Raw genomic sequence first — 23,857 nt, 5'->3', positions numbered from 1 at the left:
GCGTTCTCTAACGAAGAGGCGGGTTGGTTCTGAAGCAGGTGAATTCCTGATCGGCCGTTTGCCCTGGGCCAGTTCCGCTGGCAACGAGTTGGATGGAAGCGGATTGAGGCTCATTGCCCGATGAGTTTTGAGCTTGAGATTGCCGTCGCGACATATCGCCCCCATTCGCCCTCCTGAAGACGTTCGGATTCGTTCGGTCGTTTCACTTCCCTGGTTCATGCGTTACCCACTGCCTTCCATTTTCGAAGCGATGAGGGTCGTCGATGCAGGCGACCAGGATCTCAGCGGTACGCGGCCCGACCCCGGGGATGGTCATGAGGCGTTTGATTCGCGAATCCGTTTTCCCGATTGCCTCGAGCTTTTTGATGACAGTGCTGAGTTGCTCCGTTAGCGAGTCTAGGATTGTCAACTCAATATCGAGTTCGCCTTTCCAAAGTTCGTTGTTTCCGCATTCAGCCAGCGGCTTCCGAAAGGAGTTGATGTGGTCACGTCCCGTGTGCCAGGCTTTGTCTCCCGCATCGATCGTGATTCCTTGGTCGACGAACCAGGCTCGGATCGTATTTTTCGTTTTGTTGATGCGTTGATCGAGTGTCTTGCGATACTTGACCAGTGATTGGAACTCGCGATGTTCGAGTGATGGCATGTGAACTGGCTTGAGTTCTTCCATCCCGAACATGCGAGCGAGTTTGACTGCGTCGTCTTTGTCCGTTTTGCGTTTGACGTTGGCCCATCGCCAGGCTTCTTCATTGGTAGAACAGACAAACGTTTTGAGCCCACAGGACTGAGCCAGATCGTTGATCCAGCCCGATGGGCCGCAGGCTTCCATGATGACCAGTTCGGCTTTGCTTTCACGAAGGATTCTGGTGAGATGCTCCGGCGTGGTGGGCGTTGTGAGAAACTTCGCTCGCCGAGTTTTGTCGTTGAAGAAGCAACAAACGGAGTTGAACTTGCCGAGGTCCAGTGCGAGAATATTCACGTGAAGACTGTCGTTGTGTTTGGTGGGTGGAGTGAATGTGACAGGCAGCCGCACGCTGCCCGGATCACGGGTCCGAGTCGCCAGTCATTTTTGACAAATGACTCCCACCCATCAAACCTCGGACTTACATGGATTCTTTCGCCGATGAAGGAAGCACGGATGCCGCTACATCACTGCCTACAAGTGGCCACCGTGTTACTTGTCACCACACAACCCGCGTGCTGCGTCGGCACCGCGAAACGAGCCACCTGGCGTCACGAAGACCCAACGGCCATGGAAACGTCCGTCGCTTCGCTCGTGCCAGCCGGGATGTCAATTGATGACGCAATCGCCCGTATGAAAGATGAGGGATTCGACTGCACCGTGACCCGAAATGGTACGTTTCGTGAGATGAGGCATTGGTCAGATGATGGACCCGCCCACGACAACTTGGACTTTATTCGGTGCCGCCGCACCAACAGTAATGCTGGACTCTTGATGTCACGGATTTGGAACGTTGCTATACTACTCGACGGAGACGTAACCGAGGGATCCGTGCTCGTATCGCACTTTGTGGACGGTCCGTAGCCGGCTTCAATGTCTCAGGGACGTCAACGGAGTTTTGCCCAACAATTACGGCGAACCAAGCAATGCACCCGAGTCGCGAAGTCGGGCGTTTTTGCAATTGAGAATCTCTCGTCGCGACCGGGTGATTGCAATCGTTCCCCGATGGACGTACGTAGCGCTGATCGATTTACTGCTCGCAACTGATGCCACACAATTGAAACGAATCCTAGTCGCACTCGTCTTTATCGCCATCGTGGGGTTCGTTGCCGTTTGCGCCTACCGGAACCGCGACATTCCATTCACGTCAGAACGATGGAAGTCAAATCCGTCGCAGCGACCTCGGATGGTTTCCGATCTGCTCGCAGACGGCAAGCTAGACGGTGCCACTCGTGCGGACGTCGATAGAATGCTGGGTGTGCCTTCTACCGGGCCCGATTCCATCATCGGCGATAAGTACGTCTATTGGGCTGGAACTGACGGCGTGATTGATGACATGTGGCTCGAAGTCACGTTTGCAGATGATCGTGTTGTCGATATAGGGCATGTTCCGGACTAAATATTTAACTGCCTATCAAGAATACGCGTACTTGTTTACCGAGCCAGAAACTGGTGTTGGTGAATTCCGCATGATTCGACCACAATTCCGGGATCATGGATGTTCCCAAAATCACGACCGATTGCCCGGGTTGCAAACAGCAGCAACGGATCATTGAGCAGCAGCAAGCAGTGATTGATGCCTTGGTCGAGCAAGTTGAAAAACTGACGAAACGGCTCGAGAAGGTCGAGCGAGAGGGTAAACGTCAGGCGGCCCCGTTTCGTAAGGGACGCAAAGCCGATCCGAAGAAACCTAGGCGAAAGAGCGGCGAGGATCACGGCAAGCACCATCGCCGGACTGTTCCTGAGCAAATCGATGAAACGTGTGATGTACCGCTTCCCGACTGTTGCCCAGACTGCGGATGCAATCAACTGACGAAGACCGAGACACGAATTCAATACCAGACCGAAATCCCTCGCACCGTCATTCAACGACAGTTCAATATTGCAGCTGGAACCTGCACCGCTTGCGGCACAGCGGTGCAGGGTCCGCACGAACTGCAAACATCCGATGCGACCGGGGCTGCTGCTGTGCAGCTCGGACCGAGCGTCCACGCTGCGATGGCACTTCTCAATAAAGAACTGTGACTCAGTCACGGCAAGGTGAAGCGTTTGCTGGAAATGCTTTTCGAAATCATTGTCGGACGCAGTACGAGTTGTCGAAGCATGCTTCGCACCGCAAAACGACTGAAATCGGCTCATGAGGAGGTTCGCAACGCCGTGCGTGGCTCGCCGCAAGTCGTCGGCGATGAAACAGGCTGGCGTGTCAATGGACGTCTGGCATGGTTGCATGTGTTTGTTGGCCTGACTGCGACGGCATACGAAATTGACCCGACGCGCAGTGTCGAACCGGCGGAGCGACTGCTTGGAAGAAATTGGTCGGGGATCTTCGGACATGACGGCTGGTCGGTCTACGACAAATTCACGGCAGTAACACACCAGCAATGCTTTGCTCACCTGCTTCGGCGATGTAAATCGCTGATTGAAAGCGGGATCGGTGGTGCGTTGGCGTTCCCACGTGCAGTGAAGAGCGTTCTGCTCAAAGGGTTTGAATATCGCAATCGGTTTCCCGCCGGCAAGATGACCGACCACGGGCTAAAGGTGATGGCGGGACGCTTGACGATGCGAATTCGTGACCTGGTTCGCCCGATCAACACACATGTGGCCAACGAGCGTTTCGCAAAGTTCTTGAAAAACCATTTAGATGATCTCTTCACCTTTCTCCGTCATCCGGGAGCGGATGCGACCAATTGGCGTGGCGAGCAGGCGATTCGACCGGCTGTCGTCAATCGAAAGGTGTGGGGTGGCAACCGAAGTGAAGCTGACGCGAACGCCCAGTCGATCATCATGAGTGTGATGCGAACTTGCATGCAACGAATGGCCGAGCCATTTGCGTTCTTGCAAAGTCAATTAACAAGCCCGACGGCATTGCCGCTGCCTCTGCCCATCACGGTGCGGTAAACAAGTACGAATACGCTATCATGTACGCTGCGAACCATCGATTTCAACGGAGGCCGCGAAATGATTTTTTTGAAGTGGTGATTCGTTCGTGGCGGCCACGTGATCGTTACCATTATCCGATTGAAGCTCCCATCTAAAATGCAGTCCATGTCGCGATCTCGGCTCATACTATCGACGACGATTGCGCTGGTCATTGCGTCAATGCTCGCGATCAATGCCTTCCCGGAAGCTCTTTCGTCGGGGCTTATTCCGCTGCTTATCGTCGGAGGCACGATCTCACTTGTGTTGTTACTTGGGTTCTTTTGGGCTTTTCGTCGTAGCCGTGCCGCCACACTTGCGTTGGCCTGTGTCTTCGTCACGATTTCAATGGCGTTGATCTACCGCCCGGTACAACGGTCGGTTGCCGCAACACGATTGGAAGAATCCGGAGTCATTATTCGTTTTAACAACGAAGGAACGCCGAACGGGCGATGGTTTACTTGGGGGCCTCTCCTCTTACCGGCAGTGTTGCAGGAGCACTTGGGTCCCGGTTTCTTTCGTGAAATAGAGTATCTCACTATTGATGGCTCCCAAATAGAACCTGAGCAGCTTGTTGGCATCACGTTTCCAAAACGAGTGTCCAAACGCATCACTTTCCGCGATTGCGATCTAACGTCACCTATATTCCTTCAGTTCGCAAACGAATGTGACACCCCAATGGTTGTTGTCTGGTCCAGCAACGTAGGCGACGCCGTTCTGGACGCACTTGCCGAAATGGATTCTATTCGCACAATAAGAATAGTGGACTCCAATCTATCGAAGTCTCAGGCACAGGCTTTTGCTGACCGCACCCTGACTGTTGACGTTGAGCATGGGACATCGTGGAAGGGGTGGGCGGGCGTCGTGCCAAGCGAGTAGTAGTTGGGGTAACTATGGCGTGCACAGGAGAACGCGAGGGGGCCTTTTTTCTTGGTCACCTGATCGGGACTGCGGGAGGCGAAATCAGAGAGCTACCTGACCGCTCGGACGTAGCTATCGTGCGGATGTAGCCATCGTGAGTTCGTTTCAACTTGCCGGTCCGATGCAAGTCTTCGAAGAGTCTCGGGCGAAGACTTTCCAGGACGTGGAATCCAGGTGCATCTCGCGAACCGTTTGAGCTAAACTTGGGCTTGCTGTATTCCTTTTCAGGAGGAGTCGCTGAGCTGTTCGCAGCAATCAGCTCCTCCTGAAAGAATGCTTCCAACAATCCGCAACGCCTCCGTTCCAACACCAATACGAAACCGCCACGCTAGCGGCTCACTTGAGCCGTGGGTTGCAACGGAGTGGCGGTGAACGCCTTTCTGTTTGCTTGCAAATCTTTCGCTGCCACCCGCTTATAGCACTGGGACGCTGTGATCTTTGTGCTGGTCCTTGCCTCAATACCAAAAACTGCGATTGGCGTCTGGCTCCTACGCAAACGCCCGATAGCAATGGTATGAATGCGGAGTCGCCGATCTCGCGTTTTCAAGTGGAGCATCAATCGCGGCGGCCCGGATATGAAAAGCGTCCCCCGACGGAATTGTTTCCATGTATCATAGACCTTCAATGATTCGTTCCGGCGAAGATCCGTTGACTTAAGTGATGCTTCTCGATCAGCTTAGCGAGGCACACACCAAGCGGCTTGCCGAAGACATGCTGCGAATCAACTGTCCCTGCCCGGCCTCGCCGCTTTCCAGGCATGCCAAGAATCGTATCTGGTAGGCTGTTTCTAGCGAATCAGACGTCCTGCTTTGCTTCCCCATCCAACCCAGTGCGGCGACAGAGTTCAACACACGATCTATGCATGCACCTCGTGTGCTTCCATAGATCACAATTCGTTCCCCTAAACAAAAGCATGACGACAAATAGGAATTCAACTGTTCCGCTCATCGTTTCGATGATCGCGACTTTAGTTACGATTTCATGGTTGTTGCTGAAGCGGAGCTACCGCATCGACCCAATGGAACTCGATCGAATTGAAAACGACATTCGCCGCACTGAATCGATGGTTGACTCCGCGAGAAACAAGGCGGGTGGACTGACATCGGCAGATATGCAAGTGGCTAAACAGCAAGCCGCCCAGCTCGGTGACCGACTTTTGAAAATCAAAGCCGTTGGCCCAGAGAGCCTCCCCGCCAGAGCCCTTGAATTGCTGGCCTTTGCGGGAATGTTTGTGTCTATAATCGGAAGCGGCCTCTTCATCTACCGGAAAGCAGTAGCTTGAGAAGGCAGGGAACCGAGCGTTGGATGCGGAGCGGCGGACGATGCGTTTTGACAATGGGCAGTTGATTACCCGCCGCCTGGTCAACGCCATTGTTACCCGATTGGATGTATGATGAGAGCGAATGAGACATGCTACGTTGAAGATGACGCCACTGTCATTGTGCGTGCAAACTCAGACGACGCATGGTTGTTCCTACCAGTTTGTTCGCTATTCGTTTCCGGGCTCGGCTACCTCACGCTGCTCGGTCCAGAGGGCATCGCAGCCAGATATCCGAACATGAGCTTCAACTACGGACTGATACCCATCGCGTTAGCGTTTGCAATCGTTTTACTGCTAGTCAAGCTATGCCAACTTGTTTGGCCTACTCGCTACGCAACCTATGTCACTGCGAAACAGATTGCCTTTTACCGGTCTTCGCTCGACAAAGCCGACTATCTTCTTCATCGCGATAACGTTCGAAGTGTTCGCGTCAGGAGACGACAGTGGTTCCACAACCCTGACATGTGTGAACCAATCGAGTTTGTTGATCGCTTTGGTAAGATTACGACGATTCCAGTATGCTATATTTGGATCGGCAATCGATCCGATTTCCTTGACTTGGTACGCGATTACTGGGGTCCGACGTTCGTCACGGCTCGCACTGACGGATAACCACGCGATAGACGCGGAGTCGAGCTTTCCTGCAATGGATGATCTAGCGCCGCGGCCTGGTCATCGCAACCGTTCCGCTCATCAAGCGAACCCAATGAAACGCCGCACCGCTATCATCGTCATCGCGAGTATGCTGCCTCTGCTTGGCTGCCCACTCGGTGAGAACGCCACGGTTGAACACGACAACGTGTGCATCGATCTGTCGCCTGACGGCAAATCGGTGGTGTTCTCTTCTGCTGATGGCGACTTGTACATCTTCGATCTTGCAAGAAACTCCGTTACCCGTCTCACCGAGACCGAGCAGACCGAAAGCTATCCGTCGTTCTCACCGGACGGAAAAACAATTGTTTTCTCTGCATCCGCGGGTGATTCTGCTCCGCATCACATTTTCCTGATGGATCGTTCGACTCTCCGTGTCGAACAGCTAACAGACGACCCTGAGACTTCCGACATTCTTCCGCGATTTAATCCTGATGGAACACGGATTGTCTTCGCACGTGCCTATCGGCATCGTCCATACAGCCTCGGCGGATGGACGTGGGATCAGTGGGACGCCTGCGAGATCGCATCCGGTGGTACAGAATTTTCACGGTTGACAAACGAACGCTATTCCCAAATGTATCGGATCATCCCGCGAACTGACGGCTCGGTACTCTATTCCGCTGATCTGATGGGGATGGACGATGCGCCAAACGCTGCTCTCTACTCGACCGATCCAACTGGCAAGCCCCAACGTGTGATTCCCAAAGAACCGGAATGCGATCCGGACGTCTGCGCTTGGGCATCCGACCCGATGCTCGCGCAGGATGGCGTGACCCTCGCTTTTTGCTCTGACCGTGAACGGTCGTTCTGGTACGACGTGTGTGTCTCGCGAGTCGATAATGAGACGAAATGCCTCGTCGGAAACAAATCGCGATACAACCGGTATCCTGATTTTTTTCCGGATGGCAAACGCATCGTGTTTCTCGCGGGTACGACGTTTAATGCTGGTAATCGCGCGATCTACAGCTTGTGGGAAGTTTCATCCGACGGGAAAACAAACGAACTTGCATCGTCCGCACTGTTCACGAATCCTGCAAACTGGAGGTCTGGACAAAGAGCAGAACCAGACGATGAATCGAAGTCGCGGTAGCCGAGCGATTTCGCAACTGTCAAACAACCCCCGCGACTCGGTTATCGTGGAATTTCGTCGATACAGTAACGTCTCTTGAAACAGTTCAGAATTGCTACGCTGCTTTCGATCGTAACCTTTTTCGCAATCTTGTTTGTGATCTATCCGGTCTGCTGGCACGTCAGTAAAATCGCTAGTTTTACAATCACGACGCTACTATTCGTTGCGGTTGGCATCGTGCATGCGAAAGGGCATAGCCACGACCACCTTCTTGGGGCAGCAGTAGTTGCGGGAATCATCGGTGCGAACTTCGCGATGATTCTGCACTTTTCCCTTTCGTTTACATCCGCAACGCCTTTCAACTCTCGCGGTTACTCGTTTCTGGATACAGTGTTGATGTTCGCTCCGGTGTCGACCCTCACCGGAGCAGCGGTCGGTGCTTCCGTTTTCTGGTTCAGCGTGAGGGCCCATCGTTGGGCACGAGACGTCAGTCGCCTACTGATCGCACCTGACGTCCCGGTTCGATATCCCGCGACCGTTCCAGATCGTTGATTGGAAGGCTCCATCTCATGCGGTGATTGCTACAATAAGGTTAGACCGTCACGCTTCAAGCTGGCGGCAGGCGGCATTGCGGGTCTAGTTGGTGGATTCGCAATGGCGAAATCGATACGATGATGCTGACGGCAGCGACGAAGACGAGAGCGGCGAACCATCGGTTGCAACGGAGCGATGGTCGTGGCCGTTTTGGCAATCGTTGAATCGCTTTCCGCCGCCCGCTGAACCCTACCGTTCGTCGACCTGAGTTATGGTGAATCCTTACGTACCGTCCTCGTCTATAGGCAACTCAGGCGAACGCAAGTCGTCAGCTCCGAAAAACTTCTGCCCCATTTGTGAGCAACGTTTCCCTCGGACGCGTCGTTACGTTGCTTCATTTCGTTGCACGAGGTGCGAAACAAGAATTGGATTCAAACCCCGACTCAAATACACCTTGCCGGCACTGATTGTCTGCTCCCTTCCCTGGATTGCTGTGTGGATCTGCGTGAAGAATGATCCATCGCAGCTTCTGGTGCTAGGCTTTTGGCTCATGGTGCCGCCAATTCCGGCGTTTTTCGGGCCGATGTTCGTATCTCAAGCATTCGGGAAGCCCACGGCATACAATGGTTTGTGGTGGGCGTCTGCTGACGTAGCAGACTCTTGGCGTTCGGCGTGGATCAATCACGACGAACCGAGGAATCCACGTGAGTCTTCGAGTCAAATTTAGTGGAGTAGTATGTCGCTCGCGGCCGCCACGTGATCCCAATCGTTCACCGACTGAAACGCTTCCGACCTCAATCGCAACAACCAGCTCAATTGTTGAATCCGTACGCATCGCCGAGCGCCGACGCTTCCCTGGCTTCACTCGATCTCCACCGTGTCTTCTCTTGTGCCGGTTTCTTCGCACTTGGGATGGCATTTCCATTAGCTGCTGTTGTGCTGCTGGCGTTCTCAACACACCCTCGCAGTCCATATGACTTGTCGGCTCTCCTCGATATCGCCGATGCCCTTCTGGTTCCGTTTTTACTATTCGCCGCGTGTGCCGTCGTCTTTGGTTTGTATGCACTCGGCCGAGTCGGCTGTAGGCGTATACTGGTTTCACGCGTGCCGTCCTTTTTTGCGGGGGTGCTGTTTCCTTTCGCTGCGTGGTTCGTGTTTCTACTCGACTTTGCGGTGACCGGACGCCAGGATATCGACCTTCTAAAATTCCCTGCTATGCTGGCCTCGGTTGCATGTTTTTCGGAAATTACAATCGTTCGCCGGTATTTCGGGTGCGGTATCCCAACTGGCAGGGAGCCATTGCGTGAACCGGAGAACGTGAGCGGAGCGATTTGACTGTTAGCGACATTTCCGCGTGTTCCCGCTGACGCTTGACGTTTCTGTTACTAAAGGTTGCTCAAAATGCCTCGTCTGATGCCTTCGCTGCTGCTCGCTCTTGTCGTGTCTTCGACGACACTGGGCGACGATCCGCGGCCGATCACGGGTGCTGATCACGTGTTCGCGATCTACACCGAAAACTGGGGCTTCGGCTCTTCCGAAAAGCCAAAACTCATATTTGCCGCTTGGGACGACGGTCATGTCGTTTGGTCGCACGACCGACTCAACGGTGGCGAACCGTTCCGTTCGTCGACGGTGAATCCAGAACGGTTCACATCGGCGATTGAACGACTACGCACTATCGGCGTGTTCGACACACCGCGATTCAATGACGCAAAGTTTGGCCCAGACTCTCAGTTCACAACTGTCTTGATCCACAACGGCAAACATAAACTCAAGATGAGATCATGGCACGAATTGTTTGAGTCCAATGGTAAGATAATTGCTGCTGATCATGGCGTAACCTCTCTATCAGGGCGATCACTGCTCTCCGCACTCAGCGATGAACCATCGGGCTACCTTGGGTACCGGATTGCCTGGCTGGAAATTCGACTTGCAGCGGCAAACTTGATTCCCGAGTCCGGCGCGGAGACCAAGGGTCGTTTACAGATGCGACGCGCGATAGCATCGTGGGTTACGCAAGAAGAAGCAGAACCATGACATGCATGGGAGAACGGCTTGCGCGATTTTTGAAGTGGAAAGTCTTTCGTCCGTTCCCCCGTGATGTCTAGCAATGTTGGAGAAATATGCACAATTCACTTTGCCTCGCCTTGGCACTTACACTGCTTGCAGCCAATGCAAGAGGAAGCGACCGCCTGAAGACGTTCCTGAATGTCTCAGCGCCACAGACGGCATTGAATGCTCCTGCTGTGTTCACGTTGAATGGCAAGACGGTGCTCGTAGGACTCTATTTTCGAGAAGCTGGTCGCGATGTGTCGGCGATGGTTCTCGATGAGAAGCAATGGCAGCCACTAGGTGAGAATGGTCTCGCGATCACGGGAGTGGGCGGAAACTTCCTCTCTGGCATTGCGACTGATAAAGACGGGAATCCTTGGGTCCTCACCTACTACACACACCCCTCGAATCCGGATCGTGCCGATCGCTTTTTTCTTTACACGCTCCGAGACAATCGTTGGGCGAGGGTTGGCCCGCCGAACGGGCTAAAGGCGGAATACAGCGGGGATGCGGCAATCCATTTGCGTGGCGGAACAAAGCCGGTCCTTACGTACCGGTCATACGACCGTACCTCGCAGTCATACCGACACCGCATATTTAAGCTGCAAAGCGATGCTTGGGAGGAAACTTTGATCGACTCCCCCATTCCACCTGGGTCGATGATTACCACGTGCGACCACCGCGGGTTCGTTGTTCGTGCAGAGGACGGGCAAATACTGATGACTGACGTCGCCGACTTGGAACGCAACAGCGGTGCAATGCCAAGGTACCAGATCGAGTTCCCCCTCAAGCACACACTAGACCAAGTTTACTTTGGTCCTGACGAAACGCTTGCAATAGTTGGACGCGACGCGAATTCCAGACGCATTCTGTTTCGATACTCTGAGCCGAAAGACGGCACTATATCCGACCGTATTCAATTGCCGGATGAAAGCGAATTTATTGGTGCCAACTGGGACGAAAGTGGCCGACTTTTTATCGCTACGAATGACTCTGAGACCGTCAAGGTGTATCGGTGGGGTGTCAGCACTTGGACGCTCACTTCGACTGCAAATGAACCGTCGGGCGGTGTGCTCTTTTCGCCTTCGTTTACAATGCTGGAAAACGGCATGCCCGTGGTGACCTGGGAAGCATTCTTTCCACGCTAGAACTACTGTTTCCGATAACCAATAGGGATTTGACTTCGCGTGGATGCGGCGGTTGAGTCACTTTATTTTCCAGGTTGCTTCGATCATCGCGAGTTGCAACGCGATCGTCTGGCAGCGTGTTGATTTTCGCCCGATGTCGGTAAGGTCAGCGAATCTTACTCGGAGGGCCTCGGTGGGACTTGCAAAGCGCAAACGCGAACACCAGCAAGTGTTTGGGGTGGCGGCTGTGAATTTCGCTTGTTGAGGTTCACTGTGGGGCGGTCCTGACTTGTAAGTTTGGTGTCAAGGCATCGGTCGTTGATCGCATTCCCGACCGTAAAGCGAAAGCCATACTCGAAATGGCCACTGCTGTTGAATTCGCCCGGTGTACTGCTGTGTGGAGTCATTGTCTGCGCGATCTTCGACGCGTTCGTTGAGAGCTGATAGACGCCCATGACGTTCTCCGGGTACCATACGAGCTGGATGTAGAGCAATTCGTGCAACCGAGCAGCGATGTAGGGCGTTTAAAAATGGATGATCAGCCATCGCCGCCGGCTGATCGGTAACTTACGGGAAATACAATGAGAATTATCCTGCTCTTCGCCGCCGCGATGCTCTCTGCGACGACGCCAGCCTACGCGACAGTTCAGGTCAATGACCAAGTCATTGTCGGCGGCAACACCTACGGAATCTTTCAGCTCCCGATGCTTGGTCTTTGGTACTATTCGGACGAAGAACCGGACGGGCGAGAGCCGATCCCCAATTTTGAAATGCGCTCGTCTGCAAACTCGAGGGGCTACAGGGCAATATTTAGCATTAGCCGCGATAAACTGTACCTACAATCCATCGAGGGGCAAATCGACGGTGAGGAGGTATCCGATCGCCAGATCATTCCGAAACGATTTCCGATCCATGCACACTGGTACACCGGCTCCATCTTTATCTCAGTCGGCGATTACGACCAGCTCACAAATGAACTGGAGTACGTGATTGAGTTTCTGATCAAGAGGGGAAGGGTCGTCTCCACCAAGTACCATGAATCAATTAAGTCTAAGAGGCTTCCGATGACGTGGAACGGCCTGAGTAACGACGATGAATCCATCGAACCATCGGATGCACGCTAGACCTCGTCAAAGTCGGTTCTCAAATCGGAATCGGCTGCTCGGTCCCCGGGATCCGTAGCGTTCTGTCGATGACTTGGGCGCCCCGATGCTTTCGAAAATCGACCATAACTGAAGCGAACGCATTTCAGAGTGTCGTGTTGCACATCCGAGTTGGGGATTTGACATTGCGAGAACGAGTTACATCGACGGGATACGAACATCTTAGAATCCAGCGAAATCGGATCTTGCGCGCCGTGAGTTGGATTCTATTGGTACTGATACCGGCTTGGATTTGGATGCTGATCTCGAATAGTCAAACCGTATCTCGCGCGGTAATTTTTGCGTCTCTTGCGTTGGCACTCGTGACAGCGTGGATCTTTCGCCCTTGTTGCCCATTCTGCAAGAAAACTCTGGCATTTTCATGGAAGGGCGTGCGAATCGGGAGGTACTGCATCGAATGTGGTGCATCATATTCCGACGAGGTAACACGGAAGGACTCGCAAAACGCAACGACAGAATAAAGGGATGAACGCGAGTCCTAATACGCGGTCTTGCCCGCTTCGCTCGGAACGTTTAATCGTGACCGCGTTATCCCAGGTGTTCTACTCATCAAGCATCAGCCATGAAAGAAAGCAGTTCATTGATCGCGATTGACGGCCGTATCTTTTTGCTCGGTTGACCGTCGTTGACCCCATGCTCGCACCATGCTGCTACAATTCAGATTCCGCCGCCGACCAATTTGCGTCGACTGCCGGTTCGGATGCGGAACACTTCAGTGTACTGGAGTAATGGCGTCAGTCTTCTTCTCCATTCCAACTCCTCCGAATTCCCTTACTCGGTGACCTTGGCGCTTCCCGACAGAACTGACTTCAAATCTTAAATGATCCGCAACTCGTTTAGCATGGTTCGCGTTCTAATTCCGCTCCTTGCGGGATGCTCACTTCTGGCTTCGTTGATCGCGACTGTTCTCACAGCTGACTTTCTCCGCGATGCAAAACGCACCACCGGTACCGTCGTCGAGTTGGACGCAACGACCAACGCTGAAGGTGACCTGCTATTCAAGCCCACATTCACCTTTGCTGCTAACGGACGTGATTACTCGGTTGAAGCATTCGGTCGCGTTTCGCCATCGCCTGGCGAGATTGGTGACCGTGTCGACGTGCTGTATGATCCGACCGCGCCGTCGAATGCTCGCATCGACACGTTCTCTTACACTTGGCTGATTCCATTCGTGACCTTCGTGCTTGGCTGCGTCTTCGGTGCGATTCATTTTGCGCTTGCTTGGTTTGCTCGGAATTTTCGCTGCATTAGCCAAGACGGCGGGGAACCATCGCGTGATCTGGAGCGCGCGAGCTAACATTTTTGAAGTTGAGGATCTCTCCTGCGTGGCCGGTTACGCGTCCCGTTCCGCAGTTGATCAAAACCTCACGCTCCGTCGTCCGTGGTGGTCGGTGCGCTCGATCCAGGTTGCGGATCCCGACGCTCGATCCATGCTGCAAGTCTCACGTTCCGTTCGTGCTCGGATGGACGCATTCGATCGCCAGCCCGAACGCGGAGTTCAATGCTGTTGATCGTCATCGATCCCATGCTTGGTACATGCTCGATCCATGCTGCTACAATGCAAACTTCGAGACAGGAGTTCGTTGCGCTGACTGCCGGTTCGAATGCGGAACAATCCGGTGCACCGGAGTGAGCGCGTCAGTCTTTTCCCTAATCTCAACTTCACCGAACGCCTTTACCTGGTACCTTGGACGTTCGTCAGGAGAATACGATGATCCGACACCTGATGTTTGCAGTTCTGACCGCTTGCCTGCTAACGCATGCCACGGCGGCTGAACCACCGCTGATTGAGATGAAGCATGTCGACTACAAATCGATTGCGAAAGCAAATGACTGGATTGGCATGCATTTTCCGGATGCCATACCGAGAGGTTCCGTTTCGCGGATAATCTTGACCCAGCTAAAGCCAGTTGGAATTCCCAGCACCGCTGACGACGAGTTAACTGATCAGCAAACCCGTGAAATAGCGTCCGGATTAGCTCGCACACTGTATTCCGAAACAGGAGCGATGCAAAAGTGGGGGAGATTAGCGGAAGAAGGGGAGATGGCAGAGCTCGTCATTGTCACAAAATCAAGTGATATCTTCTTCGTGGACGTGCTACGGAAAACGGGGGAAGAGAATGCAAACGCTTTCATTCTTCGTGGCTCTGGATTTTCCGTTAGGCTCCCAATTGTCGGTGACTCGGAAGACTGAGAATGACGAACCAAAGCGTGCACCCGAGCACGCGAATCAGGCGAATTTGTAATGGAAAGTTTCTCGCGCGTTCCGGGTGACGTTAGCCAGCAAGGCCATCGCCAACTGCTATGGACTCAAACATGGGCACCCTGATCGTTGGTGGCACCGAAGTTCAACTCGTGTCGGCGGACTGCACACTGTTTATCGGTCGTCTCGATGTGGACTTTGACTGTGGCAACACCGATGGTGCACTCCGGAACCTCCCATTCGGCGATGCTGTCGAGTTTACCTCGCTGCGCAAGCGTACGATCGAGATGTCAGACTGTTTGAGTGCCGAATACGAAAACCCGATCTTCAAGCCGTCGTTCAGATTAGACCGCAACTACTATTCCGTAACGTCGCTCAGCGTTGACGCCGTGGATTTCTGCTCCAAAACTGAACGCCTAACGTTGAGTGCTCGGTTTGCGGCAATGGGCGAAAATGAATCGAAAATTGCAGCCAGTATTGCAGTGAGCGCGGACTGTGTACCTATTGACTGCACGTACATGATGATGTGTCAGGAAACCATTCCCATCCGTTTCGCAAACCGCTACCTGCCGCTGATAGGACTACCGGTTTTACCCGACGACGTCACTCGCTCTGACATTGTTACTGAATATGGCACGCCAAACGATCAAGGCGGCGGTCCACACACGGGGTTCGGAACTATTCCGATATGGATTCGTTACACATTGCCTAGCAGCCTGTTGATTTTCGCTTTGATCTGCCGCTCCCATCGAGCAGCCGCGGTCACGCGCCGAGCGAAGCCTGAAACGTCCAATTTTGATTTTGCTGGCGCTGCGAATCTGTCAGGAGGCTTTCTGGGCACGCCATAACCTCCCAAGCTGCGCAGAATCGCGAAAAAGCTCGCTCGGCGAGCACTGCTGCGTACCTTGGCTTTCCCGCGCCGACCATTTTGCGCATGATCTGTCCGAGGTTGTACGCCATGGCGGCACTCATGTATCGCTTTTGGACCTTTTCAAGCCCCCGAAGCCATGTCCGGCGACTACCGCCAGTGTCGCATAGATGGGCGAACGTTCGTTCCACTCGTTCACTGCGATGTCGTTGAAGTCGGCGACCACGATTCCCTTTGGTCCTGCGACGGTTCCGGCGGTAGGCTGCCTCTCGTTGAGGGGACTTATCAGTCCACGTTCGTTGGTACTTGCGGTCAGGTTCTGGAATGTACGTGCGTAGGTCGCATTCGTTCTGCAGGCCATCGAGTACGTGTTCAGAGTGGTACCCCTTGTCGGCGACAACTTCCTGAACCTCCTTTTCCGGGCAAGTCTCTCTGAGGTGAGTCTTGGCCGAATTCACGGTGTCTTCGATCGTGTGAGTGTCGCCCTGATTTCCATAGTAGACCTCCGCAGAAACGATCACTTGCGTTTCCAAATCGACTGCGTTTTCAGCTTTGTATTTCAAGTGAAAACGTCCGTCTTTCATCTTCCCAATGCGGGAATCTGGGTCGGTTGCACTCTCCCATTCATCGTTGCTCACCTTCTTCTTAGACTTACGTCCTTTATCGAACCGGCGAAGTTCTTCGTCGCTTGGACTGTCCTTTCCGGTCTCTTCGACATAGAGCTTGCGAAGATAGGCTTGCCAGTCATCGCCGTTGTCTTTGCGAACGATGCTCTTGAGTGATGCGTTGGCTTCCAAGTCAGTTGCGTCAACGCCAAGCGTCTTGCCTTTCAGTAATCCGTTCTCCGCAGTCGCTTTGAGAATCAGCTCAAAGGCGAAGCGGTGGACCTCCATTGGTAGGCGTTCCCGTGTCAACGATAACGTGCTGTGTTCGGGCGTCGCCTCATCGGGGCCAAACCCAAGAAACTTCGCAAGCGACCTGCTGTCGGCACATCTCCACGCGATCCCTCGCTGAGACGAAATGTCTTCAAAGTACCCAATAAAAATCATGCGGAAGTAAGTGCCAGGAGCGATGCCCTTGCGACCAGACTTCTCGTAGTATGGCTCGACCGCCTCTTCCAGCTGTTCGTCGAATTTGACCTCGTCAAGCAACTGGTTGAGACGATCGTAGAATGCATTCCGAGGAGCATTGCACAGTTTGTCAGCCGCCACCCAAAACGATTGCTGATGTTCGCGTTTGCGTTTTCCAAGTCCCATCGAGGCCCTCCGAGTAAGATTCGATGATCTTACCGAAATTGGGCGAAAATCAACACGCTGCTAGCTGCTTCTTGCGATTCCAGCTTGAAGCGGACAAAATTACCCACGTCACAGTCATGCCAAAAGATGGCCCTTTTGCACCACGGGCTGGCTAACAATTGCGTGAACCCGAGTTGTGGTCGGGCCGGTTTAAGATTTCAGCGTCGCTCGCCACAACCGGGTTACGCCTGTCGTTCCGCAGTTGATCAAAGCCTCACGCTCCGTCATCCGTGGTGATCGGTGCGCTCGATCCAGGTTGGTGACCGGTGCGCACGAGTGACGCTCGTGATCCCGATGCTCGAATCGTGCTCGGATGGGCGTGTTCGATCGCCGACCCGAACACGGAGTTCAATGCCGTTGACCGTCATCGATCCCATGCTTGGCACATGCTCGAACCATGCTGCTACAATACAAACCCCGAGACAGACGATTCGTTGCGCTGACTGCCGGTTCGAATGCGGAACAATTCGGTGCACCGGAGTAAGGGCGTCAGTCTCTTTCCCGATTCCAACTTAGCCGAATGCCCTTCGCCAATGACCTTGGAAATTACATGCAAAGAACACGGATGATTGGACGGCTACTTCTCGCAGCGACCACCTGCCTCGTCGTTGGCGGTTGCACGATTCCGTTGTTCGAACATCCGCTCGAAACTCCTGATGCTGCCACGATTCCGCAAGAGCTTTTCGGCGTCTACAAACAAACTGCCGGACCCGACAATGTTTCCCACCATGTTCACGTAGGCCCCGCCGAGGGCGACGCTCCGGCTGGTGTGTTTCGATTTCGGTCGATCTCTCAGGCCATGGACAGATCGACTCCGCCAAAGGCAACTCGAGGGTTCGCCATTGCAACTCGGGTTGGCGAATTCCACATCATGCAGATTCCTGTCTTCTCGCCAAACAAACGTGACAGCGAACCTCAAATTGACCGTGATTCATGGAACGAATCGGAAATCGCTGGCTACATCATGATGCGGCTTCGGGTTCACCGGGATGGTATCGAGATGTCGTGCGTTGATTCCCTTTTTGTGGAGTCCGCGATTGGAGATGGCAACGTTGCCGGGACGGTAGAACGAACTGAGACTAAGCATGTGACAACAGTTCCAAACGAAGACGGAGAACTTGTTGCAACGACGATCTCGGAAACCAAAACCGATTCGATCATGGTAACTGCTAACCCACACTCGTTGCTTTCCTTCGTTCGAAAGAACGTTGACGCAGGTTTATTTTCTCATTCACCCACCGAATTCCATCGCAACAATTGACCTTGAGCCCAAAACCACATGTAACCATAGCGTGCTCACGAAGTTGGGCTTGCGGCGGGGCCGGGGGTCAATGCGGCATGGTTAGAATACTGTGACACCACCACAGGAAACTGGTGGCAAACAGGGAACACAAACTTCGCCTAAATCAAAGAGACCTCGGTCTACTCGCCCGGAGCGGCGTCAGCGCGTTTCCTGATAGTTAGTTTTACTCTCGCCGCCCGGTGACGGCGGTCGTTCTGCAAAAGATTTCGCATGAAAAAACACAGGCCATATGGTATTGCAATCTTCGTCGGGCTGTTTGTCCTTTTTGCATTCACGATCCTGAATTTAGATGGATACCAACTGCACTTGGCCGCTTGGGACAAAGCGCGTGGTGAATGGCAAGGCCCAGGTGACTTCTTTGGTGAACCTCCATTGCGGAATTGGGTACAAGGTTGGCCACTGGCTTTCGGCACCCGACTTTCTATCCAACGCCCCATGCCGCCCGTGCAGACGACTAGTCAGATACCATTGACATCTCGATGGCTCTCAGACACGACAACAATAAGGCATTTTAACCTTTGGTTGTTTGCCGCTGACTTGATTATTGCATCGGCCGTTGGCTTCTTGGCTTTCCTGGGCGTTAACTTCATTTGCCTCCGATTCGATCTGCGACTTCAGATTAGCGTTTTGTCATTAGTTGTCGCAACAAGTGTCATCGCAGTGGGTGTCACCTTCCGTCAACAGATGTTTGCGACGCGTTATATTTTGCAATGCGGCGCGGGAATTGTGGCCCTGAGTGCATGCGGGATAGCACCTTGTGTTTTGCTTATACTCCCGTTTAACATATGTAGGTCTGCAGCGAATAAGGCAGAACCATAACATCCACTGGAGAACGGCTTGCACGGTTTTTTGGGTGGAAAGTCTTTCGTCCGTCCCCTCGTTGTTTCACACATCTTCGATCGGCTCCCGGACCGAATGCCATCCAGCACGTCGCCATGATGTGCATCGCTTGAAGACCGAGCCACATTGATTGAGGTCCCGGCGGGCCCGTGTTCTTGCGATCTATGCAGCCACCCAGTTCGGCGACGGCCTTTGTGATCTCCAATAGTGTCGGTGGCTTGCGTGGTGGCCGACTTTTACGAACGACTTGCCATGCGCTCTTCCATTCCGCTTCGCTGTAAACCTTTTCGCAGGATGCGTCAGAGTGTTTTCGGCTGACTCTGCATATATACAAACTTCGCCAGGCGATGATCATGTAGATCGCCAGCGACGGCAGGAAACGGTCGATGTGCTCGAAACGGCGGGACTCGATCTTGCAGCCACTCTTTAAGACCTTGAAGAACAACTCGATCATCCAACGCATTAGGTAATATTCAAGAACAAAATCGACTTGCTTGCGTGTCTTGACTGGAAGGCTTGTCAGCATCAGGCATTCGATCGGATCGTCTTTGCCGTTCGGTTTGGTCTCTCGTACCAGCACTGCATTGACGATGACCCCGTCGTAGTGACCGGCGCGTGGATCGTTCAGAGTCACTTCCCCACTATGAACCGACACGGTCACATCGCGAGCGCTGCGGTCGGCTTTGCCAGGTCGATGTTTAAGCCCTTCGCTTCCCCAGGCCGTCCGACCGCGAACGTCAAGCGTTTTTTGATAGAGAGACTTGCGATTTGTCAATTCTTCGCGGATTGCGACCGTTCGATCTCGAAACTTTTCCTTATTCAAAACCCGGCTTCCGTCGATCCGAATCACCCAGTCAAACTGGTCTTGGCTGCGACAGTACTCGAGCACTTCGGTAATGTCGGATTCCCGATCGGCCAGCATCACGAACTGGGTCTTGGGGCAATGCTCTTTTACTTCGGCGCAATGCTGTGACGTGGTGAGCCAGCGATAGGTTTCCTTCTCTTCAAATGGCTTTCGTTTGATCTGCATCCGTCGCTCACTTGAGCACCGCTTTGCCTTGGGTTTGTAGTCTTTTGGCTCTCGTGTCCAGGCTTCGGCCGAAACGTTTCCCAGGGGTGTACCGTCGGGAGTGAAAGCGTGCATTAAGTGCATAACCCGCCGCTACGACGACCGCTGCCCATTGGCCCGGCACCCTCGACTTCGCTAGCGGGTCGCGTCAGGTCGAGTTCGGTGGTGTCTTGCACCAAGAGCACAACTTTTTGTGCCTTCATTCGAGCGTAAGTGGCGTCGATATGGGGTGCGAGCACCTCTTCTAAGCCGACTTTATCGTTGTCAAAGAAACGGTAGGCCGCGACCATCTCTGCCCGGTCGTGACAGGCCGCGGGAATGCTGGAGGTAGACGCTTGCGAAAGCGTATCGAGCAACTCAACCAGTCTGCGTTCGAGGCGTTTGTCGCGAAGATCGGCCGTTTTCATCTCATCCATGACCCACTGACTTATCATCGTCGGTTTCCTCCGTGATCAACTAGCTCCAGGACCACCGTGTCCTGCCGTCATCAATTTAGCTTGACTCCAACTAGTCACCAACGTCACAATTTGTGTGATGACTTGTGTGTAACAACAAAGTCCGTCCCCCGTGATGTCTACCGTTCTGCGTTTGTCTAACTGACCCGTATCGCCTGAAAGGGAAACAATTCATGTTTCGTAAGAGACCGTCCGTACTTTTGGCATCTTTATTCTTGTCGTCACTCGCATGTACCCCACTATCTGCCGAGACGAATAAAAGCACGGCACTCGAATTAGCCGTTCGAGAACACAATCAGAAATCCGAGGATCAACTGACTGTCGATGAGGTGATTGACGCGTTGGCGAACTGGGATCCGACCAAGTACACGGTGCCCGACGAATCAAAGCATGTTTTGGAAGAGACGTCCGCGAAATTCGACAAAGTTGCCTCAAGCCGGCAATTGCCGCCGGGGTCAATCTTCTACACCTCTATCGACTGGACGAAATCGGAAGATGGATCGACGGAAGTGAAAACGACGGATCTCTGTTTGGGAATCACGTCAGAGGAGAACCGCATGGACTCCGTGGTAATACGAACAGAGGCTGGGGAAAGTCGGCCAGCTGCAGCGGATGGATTTCGATGGGAACTTGCACCCCACTATCCAAAAACAGGTTTCGTCAACAACTCTTACAACTTCTTCGTCGCAAGGAACGATGGACTAAACGTGACAACAATCTGCTGTGCACTTTCACTAAACGAATTCCACAGTGACGCCAGACTTGTAGCGTTTGATGGTCAGGGAAAACGGTTGGAAACGCACGGAACCGGCGGCGAGATCTTCGATGGTATCACGATGAAAATGTTTCAATTCCGGGATGGGGCGAAGAACGTGGCACTTGTTGGGATCGAAGTGCCGATCGTTCGGTAGATCGAGGAACGCAGAACAAAGCGGTGAACGGGAGCCGCCGATGACGCGAGTTTTGAAATCATATTTTTTGGCGGCGGCCCCGTTACCGCCGTCGTTCGTCGTGTCAATATCATCAGATGACTACACGCAATCGCAAACTGCGACTATTGCTGCTTCTCGCACTCGGGGTGGCTGCCGGGTTCGTTGGCCAAATCGTTTACGTTTGGTGGCATATTCCGGAAGCGTATGCGGCGTGGGACACCGGCACGCTGCTGACTCGCTACATGCAGAAACATGACAACGAATGGCCCGATGACTGGTCAGACTTGGAACAATTGCACAGCGACGAGCCGTCCCTTCGCTTGTTCTGGAATGCTCGTCAACCCGATTATTTTGATCGCATGCGAGAAATGATCCAGATTGACTGGACATACAACCCATCCACACGTACGCTACGAACTCCCGTAAGAGGTGCCGACGGCTCAGAACTTGTCTGTCTTTGGTCGGACCCGAACGGGATGGTTCATCACTACCTCGATCATCTCAACGGCATTAATCTGAACGACCAAGAATCAAACGCCACCCTCATTGGCGACGAACCACGGATGCTCACGGAGCCATGGAGTAGGCGTTAAACCGTGGTCAGCTATGATTCACAGCGTCAATTTCAGAAGCCCAAAGGATTAGCACATGGTACGCTTGATTCTACTCGTTGTTGTTGCATCCATTCTGCAGAGTGCAACAAGTGGTCACTCTGCCGAACCGCAAGCTGAACCGAGGCCGCAAGACCATAAGTTTGTCGGCAGAACACTGATTCAGTTTTTCCAGCAAGTTAAACAGGATATTAATAGGACGGCTTTTGACGCACAAATGTCGCATTATCGAATTTACGGAACGAATGCCAGATTTGTAATAAGAGCGAATCGCGAGTTGTTAAAATCATCGCTCATGGTTGGTGTTCCAAACGCGGCGATTGAGTACGAAGCTCGAGCTCGTGAGATCGAGGCCCTCGCGAAGGAAAGCGTTAGATCCGGTGCCGCGTCGGAGCAAGATCTAGCTTTGGCAAAGTCTGCACGCCTGGATACAATGCTAAGCGGCTTTCTCATTCCTGCAGATGTCAAGAACAACTGATTTTGGCGAACCATTGCATTCAACAGAGCCGGCGGCCGGGTCGGTTTTGAAGTCAACGAGTAAAACGCCGGCCCGCTGATGCGTAGCGTTCGCGTCGAAGCCGCCACCGTCCGATAACTGGGCACTCTGTTGAATTCGCCAAAGCGGTCGCCGAAAGGCGTAGCAGCGTGATGTCTGCCGTTCCGCGTTAGGAAGTTCAGACTGCAATGGAGCACCAAATGCACAGCCGCGTTACTATCAATCGCATCGCGCAGCTAACTCTGCTGTTGAGTCTTAGCCAGGTCGTTCACGCTGAAGACGATGAAACCGCTATAGAGGCTGTTTCACCAGAGGCCGCTCCAGTCCTGCCAGGCGAAGCTGCACCTGAGTGGAAAGTGGTAGCATGGACGGATGGGCAGGACCGTGATGTTGGCAGCCTCCGGGACAAGATTGTCGTACTCGACTTTTGGGGCACTTGGTGCGGCGGGTGTCTGCAAACCGTACCCGTTCTTAAGAAGCTGGAACGGCGATACGCAGAAAAGGACGTGGTGTTTTTGTCAATTCATACTGCAGGCACGGAGATGGAGGTTATCAAGGATGTGCTCCAGCGGGAGGGGTGGTCGATTCCTACTGGCTTGGATCGCGGTGAATCCCCAACGGATGGGACCACGGTCCGACGGTTCGGGATAGTGGGTTACCCGACGGTCGTAGTCATCGGGCATGACGGTACCGTTACATACAACAGCAGCGCCGATATGATGCCTGAACGCAGCAAATTCACTCTGCAAGAGTACGAAGAGATTTGCCGAGACCTTGCCATTCCATGGCCAATCACTTTCGAAGGTAATCGCAACCGCGAAGAGGTCATGGCAGACTTGCAGTTGCTGGCAACTTCGCTCTATCGACGAAAAATCGACGCCGCGATTGCGGCAAGAGTTTCCGCAAATTCTGTCAGGCGTGACAAACTGTCTGTCGTACCATCGGATGCACAGGAGACCTCGGCGTCGTCGGCTCTGAAATCCGGATCAACTGCTCGGTCCCCATAATCCATGACGTTCGCCTTGATGCTGCCTTCGCCCGGTAACTGGAGGTTTGGTTGTATCATTGTGGCCAACGCCCGATGCCCCCATTGTAATCGGAGAGGCGAATGGAATCGGCTTGGTATCGTTAGTTGCTTGTTTCGGGAAACCAGACCTCGCCGGAAGTCGCTGTGACAGGATCCTGTCACGGTTCGCTACAATGTCGTGTCACTCGAACGCATTCAGATCGGCCAATTCTTGAGAACCGAAGACATCGACCAGTCCAAAGCCCTCAACGAAATCCACGACGATTTACTACGCGGTCGTGGACCTGACGATGTTGGTCGGCCTCCCAATGCGCACTTCGAG

At 53.4% G+C, this 23,857-nt stretch carries 22 protein-coding genes; 18 read left to right on the top strand and 4 right to left on the bottom strand.

The window, feature by feature from the left end:
- Nucleotides 1-202 precede the first annotated feature (202 nt).
- The gene (locus B2R17_RS01065; protein WP_286762487.1) at nt 203-976 is read right to left on the bottom strand and encodes an IS110 family transposase; all 774 of its coding nucleotides are present in this window, start codon (nt 974-976) and stop codon (nt 203-205) included.
- A gap of 760 nt (nt 977-1,736) precedes the next feature.
- On the opposite strand from B2R17_RS01065, the gene B2R17_RS01060 reads away from it, so the two are divergent.
- The 13 genes from B2R17_RS01060 (at nt 1,737) to B2R17_RS01000 (ending at nt 15,487) form a co-directional block, all read left to right on the top strand.
- Nucleotides 1,737-2,078: a hypothetical protein gene (locus tag B2R17_RS01060; RefSeq protein ID WP_286762486.1), complete on the top strand. Its 342-nt coding sequence runs from the start codon at nt 1,737-1,739 to the stop codon at nt 2,076-2,078.
- A 95-nt stretch (nt 2,079-2,173) separates the two neighbouring features.
- On the top strand, nt 2,174-2,704 hold the full coding sequence (locus tag B2R17_RS01055; RefSeq protein WP_286762485.1) for a hypothetical protein: 531 nt from the start codon (nt 2,174-2,176) through the stop codon (nt 2,702-2,704).
- A 33-nt stretch (nt 2,705-2,737) separates the two neighbouring features.
- Nucleotides 2,738-3,577: an IS66 family transposase gene (locus tag B2R17_RS01050; protein WP_414707195.1), complete on the top strand. Its 840-nt coding sequence runs from the start codon at nt 2,738-2,740 to the stop codon at nt 3,575-3,577.
- A 201-nt stretch (nt 3,578-3,778) separates the two neighbouring features.
- Nucleotides 3,779-4,474 carry a hypothetical protein gene (locus B2R17_RS01045; RefSeq protein ID WP_286762483.1) on the top strand — a complete coding sequence of 232 codons (696 nt, stop codon included), beginning with the start codon at nt 3,779-3,781 and terminating at the stop codon, nt 4,472-4,474.
- A gap of 904 nt (nt 4,475-5,378) precedes the next feature.
- Entirely contained in the window at nt 5,379-5,798 is a 420-nt protein-coding gene (locus B2R17_RS01040; protein ID WP_286762482.1) for a hypothetical protein, read from the top strand.
- Nucleotides 5,799-6,543: 745 nt separating this feature from the next.
- On the top strand, nt 6,544-7,581 hold the full coding sequence (locus B2R17_RS01035) for a TolB family protein (protein ID WP_286762481.1): 1,038 nt from the start codon (nt 6,544-6,546) through the stop codon (nt 7,579-7,581).
- 1,332 nt (nt 7,582-8,913) lie between these two features.
- On the top strand, nt 8,914-9,429 hold the full coding sequence (locus B2R17_RS01030) for a hypothetical protein (RefSeq protein ID WP_286762480.1): 516 nt from the start codon (nt 8,914-8,916) through the stop codon (nt 9,427-9,429).
- Between the two features lie 66 nt (nt 9,430-9,495).
- Nucleotides 9,496-10,131, top strand: coding sequence for a hypothetical protein (locus tag B2R17_RS01025; RefSeq protein ID WP_286762479.1), 636 nt, complete (start codon nt 9,496-9,498; stop codon nt 10,129-10,131).
- A gap of 86 nt (nt 10,132-10,217) precedes the next feature.
- The gene (locus B2R17_RS01020) at nt 10,218-11,294 is read left to right on the top strand and encodes a hypothetical protein (RefSeq protein WP_286762478.1); all 1,077 of its coding nucleotides are present in this window, start codon (nt 10,218-10,220) and stop codon (nt 11,292-11,294) included.
- A gap of 560 nt (nt 11,295-11,854) precedes the next feature.
- Nucleotides 11,855-12,397, top strand: a complete 543-nt coding sequence (locus tag B2R17_RS01015; protein ID WP_286762477.1) for a hypothetical protein — start codon at nt 11,855-11,857, stop codon at nt 12,395-12,397.
- A gap of 859 nt (nt 12,398-13,256) precedes the next feature.
- Nucleotides 13,257-13,733: a DUF3592 domain-containing protein gene (locus B2R17_RS01010; RefSeq protein WP_286762476.1), complete on the top strand. Its 477-nt coding sequence runs from the start codon at nt 13,257-13,259 to the stop codon at nt 13,731-13,733.
- 414 nt (nt 13,734-14,147) lie between these two features.
- Nucleotides 14,148-14,630 (top strand): hypothetical protein, encoded by a 483-nt coding sequence (locus B2R17_RS01005; RefSeq protein ID WP_144056634.1) that lies wholly within the window; start codon nt 14,148-14,150, stop codon nt 14,628-14,630.
- 122 nt (nt 14,631-14,752) lie between these two features.
- Nucleotides 14,753-15,487: a hypothetical protein gene (locus B2R17_RS01000; RefSeq protein WP_286762475.1), complete on the top strand. Its 735-nt coding sequence runs from the start codon at nt 14,753-14,755 to the stop codon at nt 15,485-15,487.
- Here the strand turns inward: B2R17_RS01000 and B2R17_RS00995 are convergent.
- A complete protein-coding gene (locus B2R17_RS00995) occupies nt 15,402-16,763 on the bottom strand; it encodes a transposase (protein WP_286762474.1) in 1,362 nt (453 codons plus the stop codon). The two genes, B2R17_RS01000 and B2R17_RS00995, sit on opposite strands and share 86 nt — an antisense overlap.
- A gap of 910 nt (nt 16,764-17,673) precedes the next feature.
- Here B2R17_RS00995 and B2R17_RS00990 point away from each other — a divergent pair.
- A complete protein-coding gene (locus B2R17_RS00990) occupies nt 17,674-18,063 on the top strand; it encodes a hypothetical protein (protein WP_286762473.1) in 390 nt (129 codons plus the stop codon).
- 820 nt (nt 18,064-18,883) lie between these two features.
- On the opposite strand, the gene B2R17_RS00985 is transcribed toward B2R17_RS00990, so the two are convergent.
- Together B2R17_RS00985 and B2R17_RS00980 are read right to left on the bottom strand one after the other, a co-directional pair.
- Entirely contained in the window at nt 18,884-20,089 is a 1,206-nt protein-coding gene (locus B2R17_RS00985) for an IS4 family transposase (RefSeq protein ID WP_286762472.1), read from the bottom strand.
- Entirely contained in the window at nt 20,089-20,448 is a 360-nt protein-coding gene (locus tag B2R17_RS00980; protein WP_286762471.1) for an IS4/Tn5 family transposase DNA-binding protein, read from the bottom strand. The genes B2R17_RS00985 and B2R17_RS00980 overlap by 1 nt, the downstream gene beginning before the upstream one ends.
- Before the next feature lie 194 nt (nt 20,449-20,642).
- Here B2R17_RS00980 and B2R17_RS00975 point away from each other — a divergent pair, with 194 nt between their 5' ends.
- The 4 genes from B2R17_RS00975 (at nt 20,643) to B2R17_RS00960 (ending at nt 23,515) form a co-directional block, all read left to right on the top strand.
- Nucleotides 20,643-21,380 carry a hypothetical protein gene (locus B2R17_RS00975; RefSeq protein ID WP_286762470.1) on the top strand — a complete coding sequence of 246 codons (738 nt, stop codon included), beginning with the start codon at nt 20,643-20,645 and terminating at the stop codon, nt 21,378-21,380.
- A gap of 116 nt (nt 21,381-21,496) precedes the next feature.
- On the top strand, nt 21,497-21,994 hold the full coding sequence (locus tag B2R17_RS00970) for a hypothetical protein (protein WP_286762469.1): 498 nt from the start codon (nt 21,497-21,499) through the stop codon (nt 21,992-21,994).
- A 55-nt stretch (nt 21,995-22,049) separates the two neighbouring features.
- Nucleotides 22,050-22,490: a hypothetical protein gene (locus tag B2R17_RS00965; protein WP_286762468.1), complete on the top strand. Its 441-nt coding sequence runs from the start codon at nt 22,050-22,052 to the stop codon at nt 22,488-22,490.
- 218 nt (nt 22,491-22,708) lie between these two features.
- A complete protein-coding gene (locus B2R17_RS00960) occupies nt 22,709-23,515 on the top strand; it encodes a TlpA family protein disulfide reductase (RefSeq protein ID WP_008667391.1) in 807 nt (268 codons plus the stop codon).
- Nucleotides 23,516-23,857: the final 342 nt, after the last annotated feature.

The organism is Rhodopirellula sp. UBA1907 (assembly GCF_002337565.1).
Taxonomy (GTDB): Bacteria; Planctomycetota; Planctomycetia; order Pirellulales; family Pirellulaceae; genus Rhodopirellula; species Rhodopirellula europaea.
The sequence above is the reverse complement of the archived record's forward strand: the minus strand, read 5'-3'. Positions and strand labels throughout refer to the sequence as shown.

What these genes read in the sequence shown, in the direction of transcription:
- B2R17_RS01055 (WP_286762485.1), top strand. Translation starts at nt 2,174, where the DNA reads ATGGATGTTCCCAAAATCACGACCGATTGCCCGGGTTGCAAACAGCAG.
- B2R17_RS01050 (WP_414707195.1), top strand. Translation starts at nt 2,738, where the DNA reads ATGCTTTTCGAAATCATTGTCGGACGCAGTACGAGTTGTCGAAGCATG.
- B2R17_RS01045 (WP_286762483.1), top strand. Translation starts at nt 3,779, where the DNA reads ATGCTCGCGATCAATGCCTTCCCGGAAGCTCTTTCGTCGGGGCTTATT.
- B2R17_RS01040 (WP_286762482.1), top strand. Translation starts at nt 5,379, where the DNA reads ATGCACCTCGTGTGCTTCCATAGATCACAATTCGTTCCCCTAAACAAA.
- B2R17_RS01035 (WP_286762481.1), top strand. Translation starts at nt 6,544, where the DNA reads ATGAAACGCCGCACCGCTATCATCGTCATCGCGAGTATGCTGCCTCTG.
- B2R17_RS01025 (WP_286762479.1), top strand. Translation starts at nt 9,496, where the DNA reads ATGCCTCGTCTGATGCCTTCGCTGCTGCTCGCTCTTGTCGTGTCTTCG.
- B2R17_RS01020 (WP_286762478.1), top strand. Translation starts at nt 10,218, where the DNA reads ATGCACAATTCACTTTGCCTCGCCTTGGCACTTACACTGCTTGCAGCC.
- B2R17_RS01015 (WP_286762477.1), top strand. Translation starts at nt 11,855, where the DNA reads ATGAGAATTATCCTGCTCTTCGCCGCCGCGATGCTCTCTGCGACGACG.
- B2R17_RS01010 (WP_286762476.1), top strand. Translation starts at nt 13,257, where the DNA reads ATGATCCGCAACTCGTTTAGCATGGTTCGCGTTCTAATTCCGCTCCTT.
- B2R17_RS01005 (WP_144056634.1), top strand. Translation starts at nt 14,148, where the DNA reads ATGATCCGACACCTGATGTTTGCAGTTCTGACCGCTTGCCTGCTAACG.
- B2R17_RS01000 (WP_286762475.1), top strand. Translation starts at nt 14,753, where the DNA reads ATGGGCACCCTGATCGTTGGTGGCACCGAAGTTCAACTCGTGTCGGCG.
- B2R17_RS00995 (WP_286762474.1), bottom strand. Translation starts at nt 16,763, where the DNA reads ATGGGACTTGGAAAACGCAAACGCGAACATCAGCAATCGTTTTGGGTG.
- B2R17_RS00990 (WP_286762473.1), top strand. Translation starts at nt 17,674, where the DNA reads ATGCAGATTCCTGTCTTCTCGCCAAACAAACGTGACAGCGAACCTCAA.
- B2R17_RS00985 (WP_286762472.1), bottom strand. Translation starts at nt 20,089, where the DNA reads ATGCACGCTTTCACTCCCGACGGTACACCCCTGGGAAACGTTTCGGCC.
- B2R17_RS00980 (WP_286762471.1), bottom strand. Translation starts at nt 20,448, where the DNA reads ATGATAAGTCAGTGGGTCATGGATGAGATGAAAACGGCCGATCTTCGC.
- B2R17_RS00975 (WP_286762470.1), top strand. Translation starts at nt 20,643, where the DNA reads ATGTTTCGTAAGAGACCGTCCGTACTTTTGGCATCTTTATTCTTGTCG.
- B2R17_RS00970 (WP_286762469.1), top strand. Translation starts at nt 21,497, where the DNA reads ATGACTACACGCAATCGCAAACTGCGACTATTGCTGCTTCTCGCACTC.
- B2R17_RS00965 (WP_286762468.1), top strand. Translation starts at nt 22,050, where the DNA reads ATGGTACGCTTGATTCTACTCGTTGTTGTTGCATCCATTCTGCAGAGT.
- B2R17_RS00960 (WP_008667391.1), top strand. Translation starts at nt 22,709, where the DNA reads ATGCACAGCCGCGTTACTATCAATCGCATCGCGCAGCTAACTCTGCTG.